The organism is Streptomyces sp. NPDC059897, from assembly GCF_042730865.1.
Lineage (GTDB): Bacteria > Actinomycetota > Actinomycetes > Streptomycetales > Streptomycetaceae > Streptomyces.
This window is the reverse complement of the sequence record NZ_JBHWKQ010000007.1, coordinates 23,565-41,124: the sequence shown is the minus strand read 5'-3', so window position 1 is coordinate 41,124 and position 17,560 is coordinate 23,565. Positions and strand designations below refer to the sequence as shown.

Annotated in this window: 13 protein-coding genes; 8 read left to right on the top strand and 5 right to left on the bottom strand. The window is 71.5% G+C overall.

Annotation, left to right across the window (positions count from 1 at the left end):
* Positions 1-114 precede the first annotated feature (114 nt).
* From ACFV9W_RS10385 to ACFV9W_RS10365, 5 genes are all read left to right on the top strand, one after another.
* Positions 115-1,506 carry an extracellular solute-binding protein gene (locus tag ACFV9W_RS10385; protein WP_385757617.1) on the top strand — a complete coding sequence of 464 codons (1,392 nt, stop codon included), beginning with the start codon at positions 115-117 and terminating at the stop codon, positions 1,504-1,506.
* Positions 1,507-1,542: 36 nt separating this feature from the next.
* The gene (locus ACFV9W_RS10380; protein ID WP_385757614.1) at positions 1,543-2,496 is read left to right on the top strand and encodes a carbohydrate ABC transporter permease; all 954 of its coding nucleotides are present in this window, start codon (positions 1,543-1,545) and stop codon (positions 2,494-2,496) included.
* 28 nt (positions 2,497-2,524) lie between these two features.
* Entirely contained in the window at positions 2,525-3,400 is an 876-nt protein-coding gene (locus ACFV9W_RS10375; protein ID WP_385758143.1) for a carbohydrate ABC transporter permease, read from the top strand.
* A 52-nt stretch (positions 3,401-3,452) separates the two neighbouring features.
* A complete protein-coding gene (locus tag ACFV9W_RS10370) occupies positions 3,453-5,045 on the top strand; it encodes a glycoside hydrolase family 13 protein (protein ID WP_385757611.1) in 1,593 nt (530 codons plus the stop codon).
* A gap of 244 nt (positions 5,046-5,289) precedes the next feature.
* Positions 5,290-6,708 (top strand): PP2C family protein-serine/threonine phosphatase, encoded by a 1,419-nt coding sequence (locus ACFV9W_RS10365; protein WP_385757608.1) that lies wholly within the window; start codon positions 5,290-5,292, stop codon positions 6,706-6,708.
* A 39-nt stretch (positions 6,709-6,747) separates the two neighbouring features.
* Here ACFV9W_RS10365 and ACFV9W_RS10360 read toward each other — a convergent pair whose 3' ends face one another.
* On the bottom strand, positions 6,748-8,247 hold the full coding sequence (locus ACFV9W_RS10360) for a hypothetical protein (RefSeq protein ID WP_385757605.1): 1,500 nt from the start codon (positions 8,245-8,247) through the stop codon (positions 6,748-6,750).
* Between the two features lie 233 nt (positions 8,248-8,480).
* On the opposite strand from ACFV9W_RS10360, the gene ACFV9W_RS10355 reads away from it, so the two are divergent.
* Together ACFV9W_RS10355 and ACFV9W_RS10350 are read left to right on the top strand one after the other, a co-directional pair.
* On the top strand, positions 8,481-9,635 hold the full coding sequence (locus ACFV9W_RS10355; RefSeq protein ID WP_385757603.1) for an aminoglycoside phosphotransferase family protein: 1,155 nt from the start codon (positions 8,481-8,483) through the stop codon (positions 9,633-9,635).
* 310 nt (positions 9,636-9,945) lie between these two features.
* The gene (locus ACFV9W_RS10350; protein WP_385758139.1) at positions 9,946-11,910 is read left to right on the top strand and encodes an N-acetylmuramoyl-L-alanine amidase; all 1,965 of its coding nucleotides are present in this window, start codon (positions 9,946-9,948) and stop codon (positions 11,908-11,910) included.
* 20 nt (positions 11,911-11,930) lie between these two features.
* Here ACFV9W_RS10350 and ACFV9W_RS10345 read toward each other — a convergent pair whose 3' ends face one another.
* Together ACFV9W_RS10345 and ACFV9W_RS10340 are read right to left on the bottom strand one after the other, a co-directional pair.
* A complete protein-coding gene (locus ACFV9W_RS10345) occupies positions 11,931-12,428 on the bottom strand; it encodes a hypothetical protein (protein WP_306319468.1) in 498 nt (165 codons plus the stop codon).
* A gap of 65 nt (positions 12,429-12,493) precedes the next feature.
* Complete coding sequence (locus tag ACFV9W_RS10340; RefSeq protein WP_385757600.1) at positions 12,494-15,376, bottom strand: ATP-binding protein; 2,883 nt, start codon at positions 15,374-15,376, stop codon at positions 12,494-12,496.
* A gap of 141 nt (positions 15,377-15,517) precedes the next feature.
* Between ACFV9W_RS10340 and ACFV9W_RS10335 the strand changes: the two genes are divergently transcribed.
* Positions 15,518-16,240 (top strand): leucine-rich repeat domain-containing protein, encoded by a 723-nt coding sequence (locus ACFV9W_RS10335; protein WP_385757597.1) that lies wholly within the window; start codon positions 15,518-15,520, stop codon positions 16,238-16,240.
* Between the two features lie 5 nt (positions 16,241-16,245).
* Here the strand turns inward: ACFV9W_RS10335 and ACFV9W_RS10330 are convergent, their stop codons facing one another.
* Positions 16,246-17,160 (bottom strand): universal stress protein, encoded by a 915-nt coding sequence (locus ACFV9W_RS10330; protein ID WP_385757594.1) that lies wholly within the window; start codon positions 17,158-17,160, stop codon positions 16,246-16,248.
* A gap of 143 nt (positions 17,161-17,303) precedes the next feature.
* Complete coding sequence (locus ACFV9W_RS10325; protein ID WP_385757591.1) at positions 17,304-17,546, bottom strand: DUF397 domain-containing protein; 243 nt, start codon at positions 17,544-17,546, stop codon at positions 17,304-17,306.
* Positions 17,547-17,560: the final 14 nt, after the last annotated feature.

Genomic DNA, 17,560 nt, shown 5'->3' with positions numbered 1-17,560 from the left:
ATCGGTTGGCGGTGCTTGAGTGTGGCTCGCTCCGGCACCCCGGCTTCACCCGCCGCGGCGCCGCGGGCCTCCACGTTCCTGCCTGCACAGGCTCAGGCCCCGAGGGGACCACCGATGAGAAGCACTTCCGTGAAGGTTGTCGTCACCGCGTTCGCACTGGCCTCGCTCGCGGCCTGTGGCACCAGCAGCTCGGACGACGGCGAAGGGGCGGGCGGCGCCGGCCCGAAGGGCGCCATGAGCGCCCCGCTCGACCCGAAGACCAAGGTCTCGCTGACCATCGACTGCATGCCCCCGAAGACGAAGGCGGCCGAGCGGCGGCAGTGGGTCGAGGACGTAAAGACGTTCAACGCGAAGTATCCGAACGTGACGATCAACGGGAAGTCGACCCCGGGCCAGTGCGAGGAGCCCGCCCGGTTCACCGCCGCGCTGAAGGCGAAGTCCCAGCCGGACGTCTTCTACACGTACTTCACCGACCTCCAGCAGGTGCTCGACCACGACGGCGCCGAGGACATCACCCCGTACGTCACGAAGAAGACCGTCCCGGCGCTCGACTCCATCGACCCGAGCGTGCTGGGCGCGCTGAAAAAGGACGACAAGCTCTACGGCCTGCCCACCAGCAACTACACCATGGGCCTGCTCATCAACCGCAAGCTGTTCGAGAAGGCCGGGCTCGACCCGGACCGGCCGCCGACGACGTGGGCCGCCGTGCGGTCGGCCGCGAAGAAGATCGCCGGGCTCGGGAACGGCATCTCCGGATACGGCGAGTACAGCGCGGAGAACACCGGCGGCTGGCACTTCACGGCGACGATGTACGGGCTCGGCGGCGACGTCATCTCCTCCGACGGCACGAAGGCCGCGTTCAACGACGCGACCGGAAAGCAGGTCGCCAAGCAGCTCCACGACATGCGCTGGAAGGACGACAGCATGGGCAGGACGCAGCTGCTGAAGTGGGGCGACCTGCAGAAGCAGATCGCGTCGGACAAGCTCGGCATGTTCCTGGCCGCGCCGGACGACGTGACGTACATGGTGCAGCAACTGGGCGCCGACTACGACAACTTCGGGATGGGCCCGATCCCCGGCGGCAAGGCCACGCTCTTCGGCGGCAACGACTACATGATCAAGAAGGGCTCCTCGCCGGACAAGATCAAGGCCGCGATCGCCTGGCTGAACTTCAAGACACTCACCCCCGGCAAGGGCCAGTTCGACTGGGCCAGGACCAAGAAGGACAAGCTCCCGGTCGGCCTGCCCCAGCCCAACTTCTTCACCGGCGCCACGAAGGCGGAGGACCTCCAGTCCCGCACGAACAACGCCACCATGCCGGTGCGCAACTTCGAGCCGTTCATGGCGAACCCGGTGCGCGGCAAGGCGGAGCCGCCGAAGGCGCAGGAGGTCTACAAGGTCCTCGACAACGTCATGTCGGGCGTCCTGACCAACAAGAACGCCGACGTCGACAAGCTCCTTTCCACCGCCGAACAGCAGGTCAACCAGGTGCTGGCCAATCAGTGAGCCGCCCAGCCGCCACCTGTGACCCGAGGAGTGACCATGTCGGCCCCGACGCTGCCCGCGAAGCCCCGGCAGTCCGCACCGCCCGCACGAAAGCACCAACTCGGCAAGCCTGACGGCTCGTTGGCGCGCTCCGTGAAGCGCAACCTCTCCGCCCACGGCTTCCTGATCGGCGCGGTGCTCTGCTTCTCCTTCTTCTCCTGGTATCCGATGGTCAGGGAGTTCCTGCTGGCCTTCCAGAAGACGAAGGACGGGCGCACCACCTGGGCCGGCTGGTCCAATCTCACCTACGTCCTCAACGACCCGGCCTTCTGGCAGGCGTGGCGCAACACGCTCCTGTTCACGGCCCTGGCCCTGCTCCTGGGCTTCGCCGTCCCGTTCCTGGTGGCGGTCCTGCTCAATGAGTTCCGGCACGGCCAGGGCTACTTGCGGATGCTCGTCTACCTCCCGGTGATGCTGCCGCCGGTCGCCTCCGTACTCCTCTTCAAGTACTTCTACGACCCCGGGTACGGCCTCTTCAACAGGGTCCTCGGCGTCTTCGGGATACCTGAACAGCAGTGGCTCCAGTCCACCGACACCGCGATGCTGTCGGTCGTCATCGCGGCGACGTGGATGAACATGGGCGGCGCGACACTCATCTACCTGGCCTCGCTCCAGGGCATCCCGGGCGAGCTGTACGAGGCCGCGGAGCTGGACGGCGCGGGCCTGTGGCGCAAGATCTGGCACGTGACGATCCCGCAGACCCGGCTGATCCTCTCGCTGATGTTCCTGATGCAGATCATCGCGACGATGCAGGTCTTCACGGAGCCGTTCCTGCTGACGAACGGCGCGGGCCCGGAGGGCTCCACGACGACCGTCGTCTATCTGATCTACCAGTACGCCTTCAACTTCAACAACTACGGCGGCGCGGCGGCCCTGGGCCTCGTCCTGCTCGTCCTGCTCGCGGCGTTCTCCGCTGTGTACGTACGGCTGAGCCGCGCATCGGACGACTGAGGAGACGGCACCCATGGCAACCGACACGATGCGCCCGCGCACCCTGATCTCCCCCGCCCAGCTCGGCCGGCGCCGCGGCAGGATCGTCTACTGGACGGTCTTCGGCGTCACCATGGCCCTGTTCACCCTGGTCTTCCTCGGCCCGCTGTACTGGATGGTGACCGGCGGCCTCAAGACCACCGCTGAGATCGTCCAGTCCCCGCCCACCCTGGTTCCCAGCAGCGTGCACCCGGAGAACCATCGGTCCGCCTGGCAGGTCATGGACCTGGCGCGACTCCTGTTCAACACCCTGTACTACGCGTTCGGCGCGCTCGCCTTCCAGCTCGTCCTCGACGTCGCCGCCGCCTACTCGCTGTCCAAGCTCCGCCCGCTGTTCGGCAACGTCATCCTCGGCATGATGCTGGCGACGCTGATGATCCCGGCGACCGTGCTCGTCGTGCCGCAGTATCTGACGGTCCTCGACGTGCCGATCTTCGAGCGGAACCTGCTGAACAGCCCGTGGGCGATCTGGCTGCCGTCCGTCACCAACGCCTTCAACATCTTCCTGCTCAAGCGGTTCTTCGACTCGATCCCGCAGGAGCTGCTCGACGCGGCGTCCATCGACGGCGCCTCGTCCCTGCGCACCCTGCGCTCGATCGTGCTGCCGATCTCCCGGCCGATCCTCGGCGTCGTCTCCATCTTCGCGGTGGTCGGCGTGTGGAAGGACTTCCTCTGGCCGATGCTGACGCTGCCCGACCCGGCGAAACAGACGCTGAACGTCGGGATCTACTCGCTGTCCAACGGCGTCCCGCAGAATCAGCTGATCGCCGCGCTCACCATCGCGTCCGTGCCGACGCTGATCATCTTCCTGCTCTTCCAGCGGAACATCATGAGCGGTCTGACCGCCGGCGGCCTCAAGGGCTGAGCCCGTCCCGCCCCCTCTTCTTTATGTGACCCTTGCGCGAAAGGATCCCCTCGTGGTGGCCGACCACTGGTGGCACAGCGCTGCCATCTACCAGGTGTACGTCCGCAGCTTCGCCGACGGCGACGGCGACGGCACCGGCGACCTCACCGGCGTCCGGGCCCGCCTGCCGTATCTGGCCCGGCTCGGCGTGGACGCCATCTGGTTCACGCCCTGGTACCGCTCGCCGCTCGCGGACGGCGGCTACGACGTGGCGGACTACCGGGCGATCGACCCCGCGTTCGGCACCCTGGCCGAGGCCGAGAAGCTGATCGCGGAGGCCCGGGACCTCGGCATCCGCGTGATCGTGGACATCGTGCCGAACCATGTGTCCGACCAACACCCGTGGTTTCGGGCCGCGTTGGCGGCAGGCCCGGGCAGCCCCGAGCGCGAGCTGTTCCACTTCAGGCCGGGCCGCGGCGCCCACGGCGAGCTGCCACCGAACAACTGGCCCTCCCAGTTCGCGGGCGGCACCTGGACCCGGGTCCCGGACGGCGAGTGGTACCTCCACCTCTTCACGCCCGAGCAGCCCGACCTCAACTGGGCGCATCCGGCGGTCCGCCAGGAGCACGAGGACGTGCTGCGCTTCTGGTTCGAGCGGGGCGCGGCCGGCGTCCGCGTGGACTCGGCGGCGCTGCTCGCCAAGGACCCCGCCCTCGCCGACGCGAGCGGCGCCGACGACACGAGCGGCTACGTCGACCGCGACGAACTGCACGCCGTCTACCGCTCCTGGCGCGCCGTCGCGGACGAGTACGACGGTGTCCTCATCGGCGAGCTGTGGGTCCCCGACCCGGAGCGCTTCGCTCGCTATCTGCGCCCCGACGAGCTGCACACCGCGTTCAACTTCGACTTCCTGACCTGCCCCTGGGACGCCTCTGAGCTGCGCGCGTCCATCGACCGCACCCTCGCCCACCACGCCCCGGTGGGCGCGCCCGCGACCTGGGTGCTGTGCAACCACGACGTGACGCGCACGGTCACCCGCTACGGCCGCGCCGACACCCGCTTCGACTTCGCCGCCAAACGGTTCGGCACCCCGACCGATCCCGGCCTCGGCCTGCGCCGGGCCCGCGCGGCGGCGCTGCTCTCGCTCGCCCTGCCCGGCTCCGTGTACCTGTACCAGGGCGAGGAGTTGGGGCTGCCGGAGGTGGAGGTGGACCGGGCGCACATCCAGGACCCGATGCACGCCCGCTCGGGCGGCGTCGACCCCGGCCGCGACGGCTGCCGCGTACCGCTGCCGTGGACGGCCCACGGAGCGACATACGGTTTCGGGGACCCGGACGCGCGCGAAACCTGGCTGCCGCAGCCGCCCGACTGGGGGACGTACGCCGCCGAGAGCCAGAACGACGACCCGCGCTCCATGCTCTCCCTGTACCGGAGCGCACTGCACCTGCGGGCATGCCAACCAGGCTTTCCCGGCCGTGAGTTGACCTGGTTGAGCGCGCCGCGAGGGGTACTCGCGTTCGCCCGCGGCCAGGGCCTCGTGTGCGTGGTCAACCTCGACGCGGAACCGGCCCGCCTGCCGCCCCACCATCAGGTGCTGCTGACCAGCGACCCGCTGGACGGCGACGGGCGGCTGCCGCGGGACACGGCGGCCTGGCTCCGTACGTAGGTTTGACTACGCCGATCGACCGGGCAGGAACGACCGGACGTATGAACGCGGCATACGCCACTCCCGCGCTGACGTTCGAACGAGGTCCGCCAAAGAGGCCACCTGGAGGACATGGGCATATGCTGTAGGCACCACCGCATCGTGTATGGCCAAATCCCTTACGGGGCAACGCGGCCTGTGCCAAAGTCTTTAGCGGTCCTTCCGTCAGCCCTGGCGCCACCTGTGCCCGCATCGGAGTTTCCTCATGCCGCCCCATGCCTTCGCGGACCGCCCCGCCGGCCAACCGCCGGAGCGTGGCGCCGTCGACGCGCTGATCTCGCAGACGCGTCGCCTCCTGGGCGATGTCGACGCGGTGCGCCGCGAATCGGTGATGACGGACGAGACCGACCCCGAGTCCCGCTGGCAGCGCGCCCTGTACGAGCTGGCGGTGCACCAACTCAGCGATCTCGACCGGCACTTGGCACAGCTGCGGGAGGGCCCCGACCCCCTGGCCGCCCTGCCGTCCCAGCGCGTCACCGCGACGCCGCCGCCCGGCTCGCTGCTGAGCCGGGTGGGCAGCGCCGAATGGAATCTGCTGACCGACGAGGCCACCTGGTCCGGCGAGCTCTACCAGATCCTCGGCAGGGACCCCGCCGCACCCCCGCTGACACTCGACGAGCTGCCCGCCCTGGTGCACGCCGACGACCAGCCCAAGCTCACCGCGATGGTCACCGACTGCCTGATCGACGGCAAGCCGATCGACGGGGAGTTCCGCGTCGTGCGCCCGGACGGCTCCGCGCGCACGGTGCACATGATGGGCGAGCCCGTGCTCGACGCCGATGGTGCGACCGCCTCGATGTGGGCGGTCGTACGCGACGTCAGTGAACTGCGCCGCAGCCAACGCGCGGTGAGCGAGACCCGTGACTCGCTCCAGCGCCAGCGGCACATCGCGCAGACCGAGCACCGGCTCGCGGTCGAGCTGCAGGAAGCCGTGCTACCGCCGTGGCGTGGCTCCCTGCGGCTCCCGCACAGCGGTCCCGGCGGCCTCGATCTGGCCGCCCGCTACTTCCCCGCCTCCGTCGGCAACCTCGTCGGCGGCGACTGGTACGACGCGCTCGAACTGCCTGGCGGCCGCACCCTGTTGACGGTCGGCGACCTCACCGGGCACGGCGTAGCCGTCACCTCCGGCATGGCGATGCTGCTCGGCGCGGTGCGCGGCATGGCGATGTGCGACACCCCGCCCGGCGAGCTGCTCGGCTCCCTGAACCACCTCCTCGACTCATCCGTACAGCCCGCCCTCGGCAGCGCCCTGTGCTGCCGCTACGACCCGGCGGCCCACACGCTGGCGTGGGCGCAGGCGGGACACCCCGCTCCGCTGCTGTTCCGCGACGGGACGGGGCGTGCGCTCACGCCACCCGACGGCGTCCTCCTCGGTGCCACGTCCGGCGCCGTCTACGGGCAGGCCGAAGAGCCCTTGCGCTCCGGCGACCTGCTGCTCCTGCACACGGACGGGCTCGTGCCACGGCGTGGCTCGACGGCGTCCGTGGGCCGGCTGCTCGCGCTGGCTGAGCCGTTGACCGCCGCCCGGGATGCGCAGGAGTGCGTGCGCGTGCTTCAGGAGGAGTTCGGTCAGGGCGAGCGCGAGGACGACGCCTGTGTTCTCGTCGCCAGGATCGGTTCCTGACGGCGTACGCGTGCGCTGTGCGGCCGGAGCCTCCGGCCGTTACGCCTGGATCCGCTTCCCCGACGACCTCGGCAGTGCCAGCTTGATCTCCTGGCGCAGGTCGTCGATCTTCGGGTAGTCCGCGTAGTGACCGGTGAGCCGGTACATCTCGCGGAGCCGGTCCCAGGTGCGGTGCGAGGAGTTGGAACCCATCGAGTTGAGCGCCAACCGCGCGTACCTGTCCGCCTGTTCGGGGTCGTCGGCGATGAAGCAGGCCGAGGCCATCGACAGATGGTCGAAGATCTTCGAGCGGTCACGGCCGCCCGCGCGCAGCGCGAGAGCCTCCTGGGCGTGCCGCTGCGCGATGACCGCCGCGGACGGATCGTGCTCGGCCAGCGTCCGGTAGGCCAGGGCCTGCATGCCGTGCAGATCCGCCTCGTCGAACATCTGCATCCAGGTCGGCGGCGGCACGTCGCCCTTGTCGGAGACGAAGAGCTCCTCCGCCTGGCCGAGCGTGCGGCGCATCGCCTGGCCCTTGCCCAGGGACGCCTGCGCCCAGGCCTCGATGGTGTAGAGCATCGCCTTCGTACGCGGCAACACCTGTTCACCGGAGCCGGACTTGGCGAGCTTCATCAGGTCGAGCGCCTCGTCGGCCGCGCCCAAGTGGATCTTCTGGCGGGCGGCCCGTGACAGGGCCTCGCCGGCCCGCGGCCGGTCGCCGCCCTCGCGCGCGGCGTGCGCGGCGATGACGAAGTACTTCTGGGCCGTGGGCTCCAGGCCGACGTCGTGCGACATCCAGCCCGCGAGGACGGCGAGATTGGCGGCGACGCCCCACAGGCGCCGCTGCAGATGGTCGGGGTGGCGGTAGGAGAGCATTCCGCCGACCTCGTTGAGCTGGCCCACGACCGCCTTGCGCTGCAACCCGCCGCCGCGGGAGGCGTCCCAGGCCCGGAACACCTCGACGGAGCGCTCGAGTTCCTCGATCTCCTGCGACCCGATGGGGGCCGCCTCGTATCGGTCGAACCCGGCCGCGTCGGCGTGGGCCGGAGAGGACAGCGGATCGTCGGTCCTGGGGGCATCGGCCACGAGGGCCGGATCGGTGTGCAGCCAGTCGTGCATGGCGCTGCTGAGTGCGGAGCCTGCGGCGAGCGCGGCACCCGCGCCCACCAAGCCGCGTCGGTTGAGCATGAGGTCCATTCCCGTGAATTCGGTGAGGACCGCCGCTGTCCGCTCGGGCGCCCACGGCACGCCGTCGGGGCCCTGTTGCTCCGGGCCGCCGCCTTGCCGTTTCCCTACGCGCCCGTGTCGGACGAGACCGAGGTCCTCGATGGTCACGACACGGCCGAGTCGCTCGGTGAACAGCGCCGCCAGCACCCTGGGCACCGGATCGCGCGGGATCTCTCCCATGTCGATCCACCGCCGCACCCGCGAGGTGTCGGTCGCCAGCTGCGCGTGGCCCATGGCCGCGGCCTGCCGGTTGACCATTCTCGCGAGTTCGCCCTTGGACCAGCCGGCCAGGCCGAACAGGTCGTTCAGGCGGGTGTTGGGTTGTCCGTTCACGTAAGCCCCCAGGTTCTCGGCTGAAATCGACAGTAGCCCCCTGTCAGTTGCAGGGCGACTATTCGCCAGGGTTCGCCAGGGTGCGCCAGCTGTTGTGCTCTTGGACGCCTGGTGTCAGGTAGGAGTGCGCCACCCCGACCCGGTCGCCGCAGGGCATTCCCCAGGGTGTACCGAATCGGCCGGGCCGGGACGGCGCGGCAACTCACTGGCACACGAAGGGATCTGTTTCGCCCATGTACGCAGCATCGTCCTCCGTGTCCGCCCCGCCCCGGCCGCTGCGCCCCGCCCGTCCGGCGGTCGGCGGGAGCGGCCCGTATCTCGACCCCGCGCGGCCCGCGGCTCCGACGCTGAACGGCATCGCCCGGCCGCGTCGCGCCCCGGGGATCGGCACGCAACCGCTCAGCGGGAGACTCGACTTGTCCGGCCCTCAGGGCGCCCAGCTGCGCACGGCGATCGCGTCGGTGCACCGGATCTGCCCGGAGTTCCATCCGGTGCAGGTGCTGCGCCGCTCCCCGCGCTCCGTGCTCCTCGTCGGTACGACAGGGCGCAGCACCGCCGTCGCGAAGTGTTTACTGGATCACGCGCCCGCCTACACCGCGCGGATGCGGCACGAGATAGCCGCATACCGCTCGTTCGTCCGACACCGGCCCCCGGTGCGGGTGCCCCGGCTCATCGCCGCGGACCCCGACAACGGCACGCTGGTGATCGAGCGGATGCCCGGCCGGGTGGCGGCCCTGCAGCGCCACCCGGCCGAGGCTCCGCCGAGGGCGGATGTGCGCGCGGCGCTCGGCGCGATCTGCCGGATCAACCAGTGGCGGCCACCGGCGGGCACCTTCGACGCGCCGCTGGACTACGCGGCGCGGATCAACCGCTTCCACGACCTGGGTCTGCTCACCGACCGGGACATGGGCGACCTGCAGAAGCTGCTGCACGGGATCGCGGCCACCGCGGGACGCGGCGGGATGGGCCAGTTCTGCCACGGCGACGCCCTGTTGTCGAACGTGCTGCTCGCTCCCACCGGGCCGGTGCTCGTGGACTGGGAGCACGCGGGCTGGTACCTGCCGGGCTACGACCTGGCGACGCTCTGGTCCGTGCTCGGTGACGCCCCGGTGGCGCGGCGTCAGATCAGTCAGCTCGCGCAGTCCGGCGGCCCGGCCTCCCGGGACGCGTTCCTGGTCAACCTGATGCTCGTACTGACGCGGGAGATCCGCACGTACGAGACGGCCGTGCAGCGTTCCCTGCACGAACAGACCCCGGCGGCACCGTCGGTTCAGGCCCATCCCGGTGCTGCGCCGTCCGGTGAGGAGCAGCGGCTGTTGCTGCGCCGCCTGCACGACGACTGCAATATGGCCCGCAAGGCGGTGCGAGCGGCAGTCGGCACTCGCTGACGGGGACGACGATCCGCGGGGCGCCCGCAAGAAGCGGGGCGCGCCGCGGATCTTCGTGTGCGGGCACTCAACGGGCTCTCATTGGTTCACACCACTGACGCACCGCAGGCGGTCGCACCACCGGCGGCGAAAGCTCCGCACACGCCTGTTGACTTGGGAAATCCAGGGGAATCAACCCTGCGCGACGCATGATTGACGGATCGTCGGCGAGCCGATAGCACTGACCCACCATCGGCCCGCAGGTACCGCGCTCCCATCCGTCCTCAGCGTTCCCCTGGAGGCACCTTTGCACTGGTCGACCCGTTCCCTCATCGGCAGACGTAACAGGCGTGCGCTCGGCGTGCGGGCGGCCGGCGGCACGGTCGCGGTGGCGGCGCTGCTCGTGCCGCTGCTCGGCGCGGCCCCGCCGGAGTCCTCGTCCGGGAGCTCTTCGTCCCGGCTGCAGGACGCGTTCGCCTCGGCGGCTGCCGAGTACCGGGTGCCACAGAGCGTGCTCCTCGGTGTCTCGTATCTGCAGTCGCGGTGGGACGCGCACGACGGGGCGCCCAGCGTCACGGGCGGCTACGGCCCCATGCACCTCACCGACGCGCGCGCGGCGCTCGCGAACGCGCCGCGGCACAGTGAGGCGGCGGGCGATCCGCGCGGCGACGATTCGCGGGCCCCGCTCAAGGCTTCGGAGGCTGGGCCGGAGGCCGGTCAACTCCCGGCGCGGCTGCGGACGTTGCCCCGCGCCGCGAAGCTCGCCGGTCTGTCGGCGAAGCAGTTGCGCACCGACCCGGCGGCGAACGTGCGGGGCGGCGCCGCCCTCCTCGCGGCCGCCCAGAAGAAGCTCGGCAAGCCGCTCAGCGACCGGCCCGCCGACTGGTACGGGGCGGTCGCGGCGTTCTCCGGCGCGGACGACGCGGCGACGGCGGGCACGTATGCGAACGATGTCTTCGCGGTGATCCGCGACGGCGAGCGGCGCACCACGGACGCCGGCCAGCAGGTCACGCTGCGCGCCCGGCCCGACGCCGAGCCGCAGGCCGCGCAGATCGAGCGAATGGGCCTGCGCCAGGCGGACGCGGGCGGGGCCGAATGCCCGAAGACGGTGTCGTGCGAGTGGATCCCGGCGCCGTACGAGGAGTTCGGCGACGGGGACTACGGCAATCACGACCTGGCGGACCGCCCGAAGGACCAGAGCATCGACTACATCGTCATCCATGACACGGAGGCGACGTGGGAGCAGACGCTCAAGCTGGTCCAGGACAAGACGTATCTGGCGTGGCACTATTCGCTGCGCTCGACGGACGGCCACATCGCGCAGTCCATCAAGAACAAGGACGTCGGCTGGCACGCGGGCAACTGGTACGTCAACGCGAAGTCGATCGGCCTGGAGCACGAGGGCTTCCTCGCACAGCCGGACTCCTGGTACACGGAGCAGATGTACCGCTCGTCGGCGCGCCTGGTGAAGTACCTGTCCAAGAAGTACGACATCCCGCTGGACCGGCAGCACATCCTCGGGCACGACACGGTGCCGGGCCCGACGACGGCGAACATCAAGCAGATGCACACGGACCCGGGCCCGTACTGGGACTGGTCGCACTACTTCGCGCTGATGGGCAAGCCGTTCCACCAGACGGCGGGGCCGAACGGCGGCCTGGTGACGGTCGCCCCCGAATTCGAGGAGAACCGGCCGGAGTTCACGGGCTGCGAGAAGGCGGACGTGGCCTGCGCCCCGCACGGTTCGAGTGCGGTGCGGCTCTACTCGGAGCCCCGCGAGGACGCCCCGCTGATCAAGGACATCGGGCTGCGCCCGGGCGGCGAGCCGTCGACGATCGACGTCAACGACATGGCGTCGCGGATCTCCGCGGGCCAGCAGTACGCGGTCGCGGGCCGCGAGGGCGACTGGACGGCCATCTGGTACCTGGGCCAGAAGGCCTGGTTCAAGAACCCGTCCGGGCAGCCGACCGCCGTACCGGCCAAGGGACTTGTGGTGACGCCGAAGCCGGGCGCGAGCGACGTGCCGGTGTACGGGCGGGCGTATCCGGAGAAGGAGGCGTACCCGTCGGGCATCACGCCGCAGGCGGTCTCACCGCTGCCGTACAAGCTGCTCGCGGGCCAGCGCTATGCGTCGGGCGGGACGACCAGGGGCGAGTACTTCTACTCCCCCACGTTCGACACGTCGTCGCACAAGGTGGTCAAGGGCAAGGACGTGTACTACGAGATCCAGTTCGGGCACCGCGTCGCGTGGGTGCGGGCGGCGGATGTCCAGGTGCTGCCGTCGACCGTGTCCTGAGTGCCTGACGTACGGGCTGCTCAGCCCTGCTGGAAGAGCTCCGCCGGCAGCGGCTTGAGCAGCGCGTACAGGTCGTCCGTGATCGGGCGGTCCCAGGACGCGATGGTCACCAGGACGTTGTCACTGCGGTCGAACTGCACGCAGGAGATCCGCGTCTCGGAGAGCTTGAGGCGGCGCACCACGAGGAGGTTGTCGCCCTGCATCACCGGGACGTCCTCCACGTCGGTGACGGTGACCTCCTCGTCGTTCTCGAGCGCCACCAGGAGCTGGGCCACCTCGAAGGGGATCTCGCCCTCGCCGACCTCGCGCGCCGGGGAGCCCTCGGGCAGATTGCCGATGACCATCGCGGGGCCGCGGCCGCCGAACAGGTCGTAGCGCAGGAACACGCCCTGGCAGGTTCCGTCGGGGGCGGGCAGCAGACCGGCACCCAGGTTGCCCGGCCAGTCGCCCGGATCCATGGCCAGGACGTCGAAGTCGGGACCCGCGGGGGTCGCTGCGCGGCGGCGGAGGAAGGACATGCGCTCCATAGTACGTCGCGCGCGGCGTCGCCCGGCGCCGGGGTTTGCGCAGCTGCGGGCGGCTGTCACTCCCCCAGCGCCGCCGCGAGCCCCTTCACGTCCGTGCCCAGTTTGCGGTAGGCGGACGAGAGGAGGCGTACGACCGTGGGCTCGTCCACCCGCAGGTCCCGCGCGACCTCCTCCGGGCCCAGGCCGCGGGCGGCGCACCGGGCCGCCGCCCGCTCCCGCGCGGTGAGCGTGTCCGTGACCGCGCCGTGCAGGGGCCGCGGGCGCAGGCCGGCCGCGGCCAGCTCGTCGCGGGCCTGCTGTACCAGGCCGTCGGCTCCGCAGCCGACCGCCGCGTCGAGCCCCCGGTAGAGGTGGTCGGCCGCCTCCTTGGCGCGGCCCTTGCGGCGCAGTTCCGCGCCGAGGGCGACGAGCGAGCAGGCCAGCTCGTAGCCCGCGGGCGAGCGCTCCAGGTGGGCGACGGATTCCTCCAGGAGCTTGGCGCGGTCGGTGCCGGAGGAGACCTCGGCGAGTACGCGCAGGGCCTGGCCGACGGCGGACGGCGCCCCGTAGTGCCGGGCCCGCTCGACGGCGTCCTCGGCGAGGGCCCGGGCCCGCTCGGGCGCGGCGGAGGCCTCGGCGCGGGCGAGGTGCAGCTGCCAGGGGCACCAGGCGGGGTTGCGCATGCCGCGCGGGTCGAGGCGGCGGCCCGCCGCGGCGAGTTCCTCGGCGGCCTCCTCGGTGCGGCCGAGCGCGAGGAGCAGTTCGCCGTACACCGTCTGTGCGTCGGGGAAGACGACGGCGGCGGGGAACGGCTGTCCGAAGGCGTGCTCGTCCGCCACCTCCTTGGCCTCCGGGGCCCGGCCGCGGGCGAGCAGCACCTCGACGAGGGTGCCGACGGCGTACCAGTGGGCGGGCGTGCCGGGTCCTACGCGGCGGGCGAGGCGCAGGCCCGCGCGGACGAAGTCCTCGGCCTCGGCGAGCCGCCCGCGCCGGTAGCGGATGTAGCCGAGGAGCGTGTACGCGAAGGAGAGGTGGGCACCGCGCCAGCCGGCCTGCTCGAAGTCGGCGATGCCCTCGACGAAGAGTTCCTCGGTGCGTCCGGGCCGGTCGGCGTAGAGGAAGGCCATGGCGACGAGGACGGGGACCTCGAAGCCGCGGTCCTCGTCGGCGGCCCAGCGCAGACCGCCGGCGAGGGCGCGCTCGGCGTGCTGGATGACCGTGTCGGCGGGCTCGCCGCGCAGGGTGGCGTCCCAGGTGCGCAGGCCGATGAGGTAGCGCTCGGTGAGGTCGCGTCCGGTGAGCCGGTCGGCGAGTTTCGCGAGGCGCCGGGAGCGGGCCGGGGAGTCGGGTTCGTCGGCGCGGAAGGCGTCCCACATGAACTGTTCGGCCTGCATCCGCAGGCGGACGCGGTGGTCGTCGGTGACCCGGGTCTCGCGGGCGAGGAGTTCGGAGGCCTCGGCAAGGCGGTCGCTGTGGGCGAGGACTTGGGAGAGGCGGTAGACGATGCCGTGCCGCAGGGCCGGGTCGGTGATGGGTTCTTCCAGGGCGGCGCGCAGGTGGTTGACGGTGGTGGCGGGCTCGGTGAGCAGGGAGGCGCTGCCGAGTTCGTAGAGGACGGCGGCGCGGTCGTCGAAGGCCGGGGGTTCGCGCAGGGCGCGGGCGAGGTAGCGGCGGGCGGCGTCGGGGGCGCCCGCGCGGATGGTCTCGGCCGCGGCGGCGCGCAGTTGCCGCACCACCCAGGGGTCGCCTTCGGGGTGGGTCTCCAGGAGGTGCCGGGCGGCGGCGATGGGGCCGAGGCCGGCGTCGAGGACGGTCCAGGCGGCCTGTCCGTGCAGGGCGACGCGGATGCCGCCGGGGATGGCGCGGTAGACGGCGGTGGCGATCAGCGGGTGGACGAATTCGAGCGAGTCCGCGCCCTGGAGCACGCGCGCCGACCTGAGCCGGTCGGTGGCGTCGGCGGCCTCCTCCGAGCCCAACCCCGCGACGTTCGCGGCGAGTTCGGGTGCGATCTCGGTGCCGAGGACGGCGCAGGCCCAGGCGAAGCGGACGGTGGCGGTGCCGAGGCGTTCGATGCGGGCGACGAGGCCGCTGCCCTTCGCCGCGGCGGCGAGGTCGCGCAGCAGGTGTGCGCCGTTCTCGGTGGGGACGAGCCCGCGGTCGCGGACCTTCGCGGTCAGTTCGACCGCCTCGAAGGGGTTGCCGGCGGTGACGGCCCAGCATTCGCGGCAGAACGCGTCGTCGGCGTGGCCGCCGAGCGATTCGCGGACCAGTCCGGCGATGGCGGGGGCGCTGAGCGGTTCGAGGCCGAGGGCGCGCCGGCCCGAGCGGCCGGGCAGTCCGCGCAGGGCCTCCGCGTGGTCCGGGAGTTCCTCGGGCCGGTAGGCGACGACGAGCAGGAGCGGCAGTTCCTCGGCGCGCGGGGCGAACGCCGCGAGCCAGCTGAGCGATTCCGGGTCGGCCCAGTGGGCGTCGTCGAGGACGAGGACCATGGGGGCCTGTTGCACGGCGAGGTGGGTGAGCACCCAGTCGAGGCCGTCACGCAGGCCCTGTGGGTCGGGTGGCGCGCCTTCGGTGGGGGCGCACAGGCCGAGGGCGGGGCCCACGATCGCGTACCAGCTGCCGAGTGTGGCGTGCAGGTCTGCGGCGGAGGCACCGGCGAGGCGGGGCTGGAGGAGCTGGCGGGCGACGTGGAAGGCGACGCCCTGCTCCTGGTCGCCGCCGCGTGCGTACAGGACGGTGCAGCCTTTGGCGGCGGCCCTGCGGCGCACTTCGGCGAGGAGGGTGGTCTTGCCGAGGCCCGCGGTCGCGGCGACGGCGAGCAGCGCGCCGTGCGGCCGGTCCGGGGGTTCTCCGCCGTCCCGCGGGATCCCGGCCAGCTCGTCCAGCACCGTGTCCACGACGGCGAGTTCGCTGTCCCGCTCGAACAGCTTCCGCCGGCCCCTGCCATCGCTCCGCACCATGGCGCACCCCCACCCGCGGCACGGTCGCGCACCACGGTTTCCAGGGACCTCAGCGTACGCCGGGGCGCCCCCGCCGGAGCGTGATGCGCCATTCTCGGTACGAAATCGGGGGCGATCCGGGTGCCGCTAAGGTACGCGTCCATGACCGTGACGGTGCTCGACTACTGGCGGGGCGATCTGGACGCCGTACCCGATGAGGTGTGGCGCCATCCGGAGCTGCGGGTGCTGCTGCTCGCCGACAATCGGCTCGCACATCTTTCCGGACGCATCGGCACGCTGACCCGTCTGCACACCCTGGACCTCGGGCACAACCGGCTCACCTCGGTCCCGGCGGAGCTGGGCGACCTCACCGGTCTGGACCGTTTCCTGTATCTGCACGACAACCGGCTCGACGCGCTGCCGGACGCGCTCGGCTCCCTCCACCGGCTCGCGTATCTGAATGTCGGCGAGAACCGGCTCACCGCGCTGCACGCCACGCTCGGCGCGATGACCGGCCTGGTCGAGCTGCGCGCCCAGCACAACCGGCTCGACGCGCTGCCGGACGGCATCGGCGGGCTGACCGCGCTCCGGGAGCTGTGGCTGCGGGGCAATCGGCTGTCCGCGCTGCCCGAGTCCGTCGGCGCGCTGGCGGAGCTGCGGGAGGTGGAGCTGCGGGACAACGCGTTCACCGCCGTGCCCGAGGCGCTGCGCGGTCTGCCGCGGCTGCGCCGGATCGACCTGCGCGGCAATCAGTTGCGCGAGGTGCCGGAGTGGGTGGTGAAGCTGCCCTGCCTGGAGAAGCTCGATCTGCGCTGGAACGACGTGTGCCTCGCGCCCGGCCTGCTCGACGGGCTGGCCGGGCGGGGGTGTGTCGTGCTGCGCTGAGCGGCTCAGCCCGCGTCCGGCTCCGGCGGGACCACCGCGACGGGGCTCGCCGCGTGCAGCAGGGCGGCGTGCGTGACCGAGCCGAGCATCGGGGCGGGGCGGGTCAGACGGCGGCGGTGGCGGCCGACGACGACGAGCTCGGCGTCCCGCGAGTGCTCGACGAGGTGGCCCGCCGCGTCCCCCGGCACCACCACAACCTCAACCTCAACTTTAGGGTGAGACTCGCGCAGTTCCGTGAGAGTCTCATCGGCCACTCGAAGCGTGTCGTGCTCGGTCGCCTCCTGGTCCACGGTCGTGGGCGTGAAGTCGCCGTACGCCGTCCAGGCCAGGACCGGCCACGGGTACGCGACGACGACCTGCAGCCGGGCACCGGTGCGGGCCGCGTGCTCGAACGCGAAGGCCAGGGTCGCGTGGTCCGGCGCGTCCGCCTTGAGACCGACCACGACGCGGGGCCCCGGCGCCGCCGCCGCGTCGCCCGGCACCTCGCGGCCCGGCCTCGGCACCACGACGACCGGGCACACGGCGTCACGCGCCGCCGACACGCTGTTCGAGCCGAGGACCAGGCCCGCGAAGCCGCCGCGCCCGCGCGAGCCGACGACCAGCAGCTGGGCCTCCGTACTCATCTCGGACAGCACCACGGCCGGCAGCCCGACCCGGCTGATGAACTCCAGCGGCGGCAGCCCCTCGCGGTCCTCCAGGCTCTTGCGCAGCTCCGCGAGCACGGTGTCGTTCTCGGGCTCCTCGTCGAAGTCCGCGACGAGCACCTCGGCCTGGAGGAACGGCGCGTACTGCTGCACATGTACGACGCGCAGCTCGGCGCCGCGCCGCCCTGCCTCGGCGAGCGCCCACTCCAGGGCGCGGAGGCTGTCTTCGGAGCCGTCGACCGCGGCGAGGACGGGCTGGTGGTGCGGGGTGGGCATGATCTCTTCGCCTCCGACACAGGGCGCGTCGCCGCGCCCTCATAGACCGGCTGTTCCTGTGACCAGGCTCGCAAATGCGGAGGCCACAGGACAGGGCCGTTGGTCCTGTGTCGGAACTGCGTGAACAAAGAGCCGCGAAACGACTACGTGAGGTCGAACTCGCCCTCTCGGGCACCGCTCACGAACGCTCCCCACTCGGCCGGCGTGAAGATCAGGGACGGGCTCCCTGGGTGTCCGCCGTTGCGCATCGCGATGAAGCCTTCGACGAAGGCGATCTGGACATCGCCCCGACCCCCGCTGCTGGACCGCCAGTCCGCCTTGGTCAGGTCCAGGTCCGGCTTCTCCCACCCCATGAGCGGGTGCTGGTCGATGGTGCTCTCGGCCACGTCCGTGCTCCTCC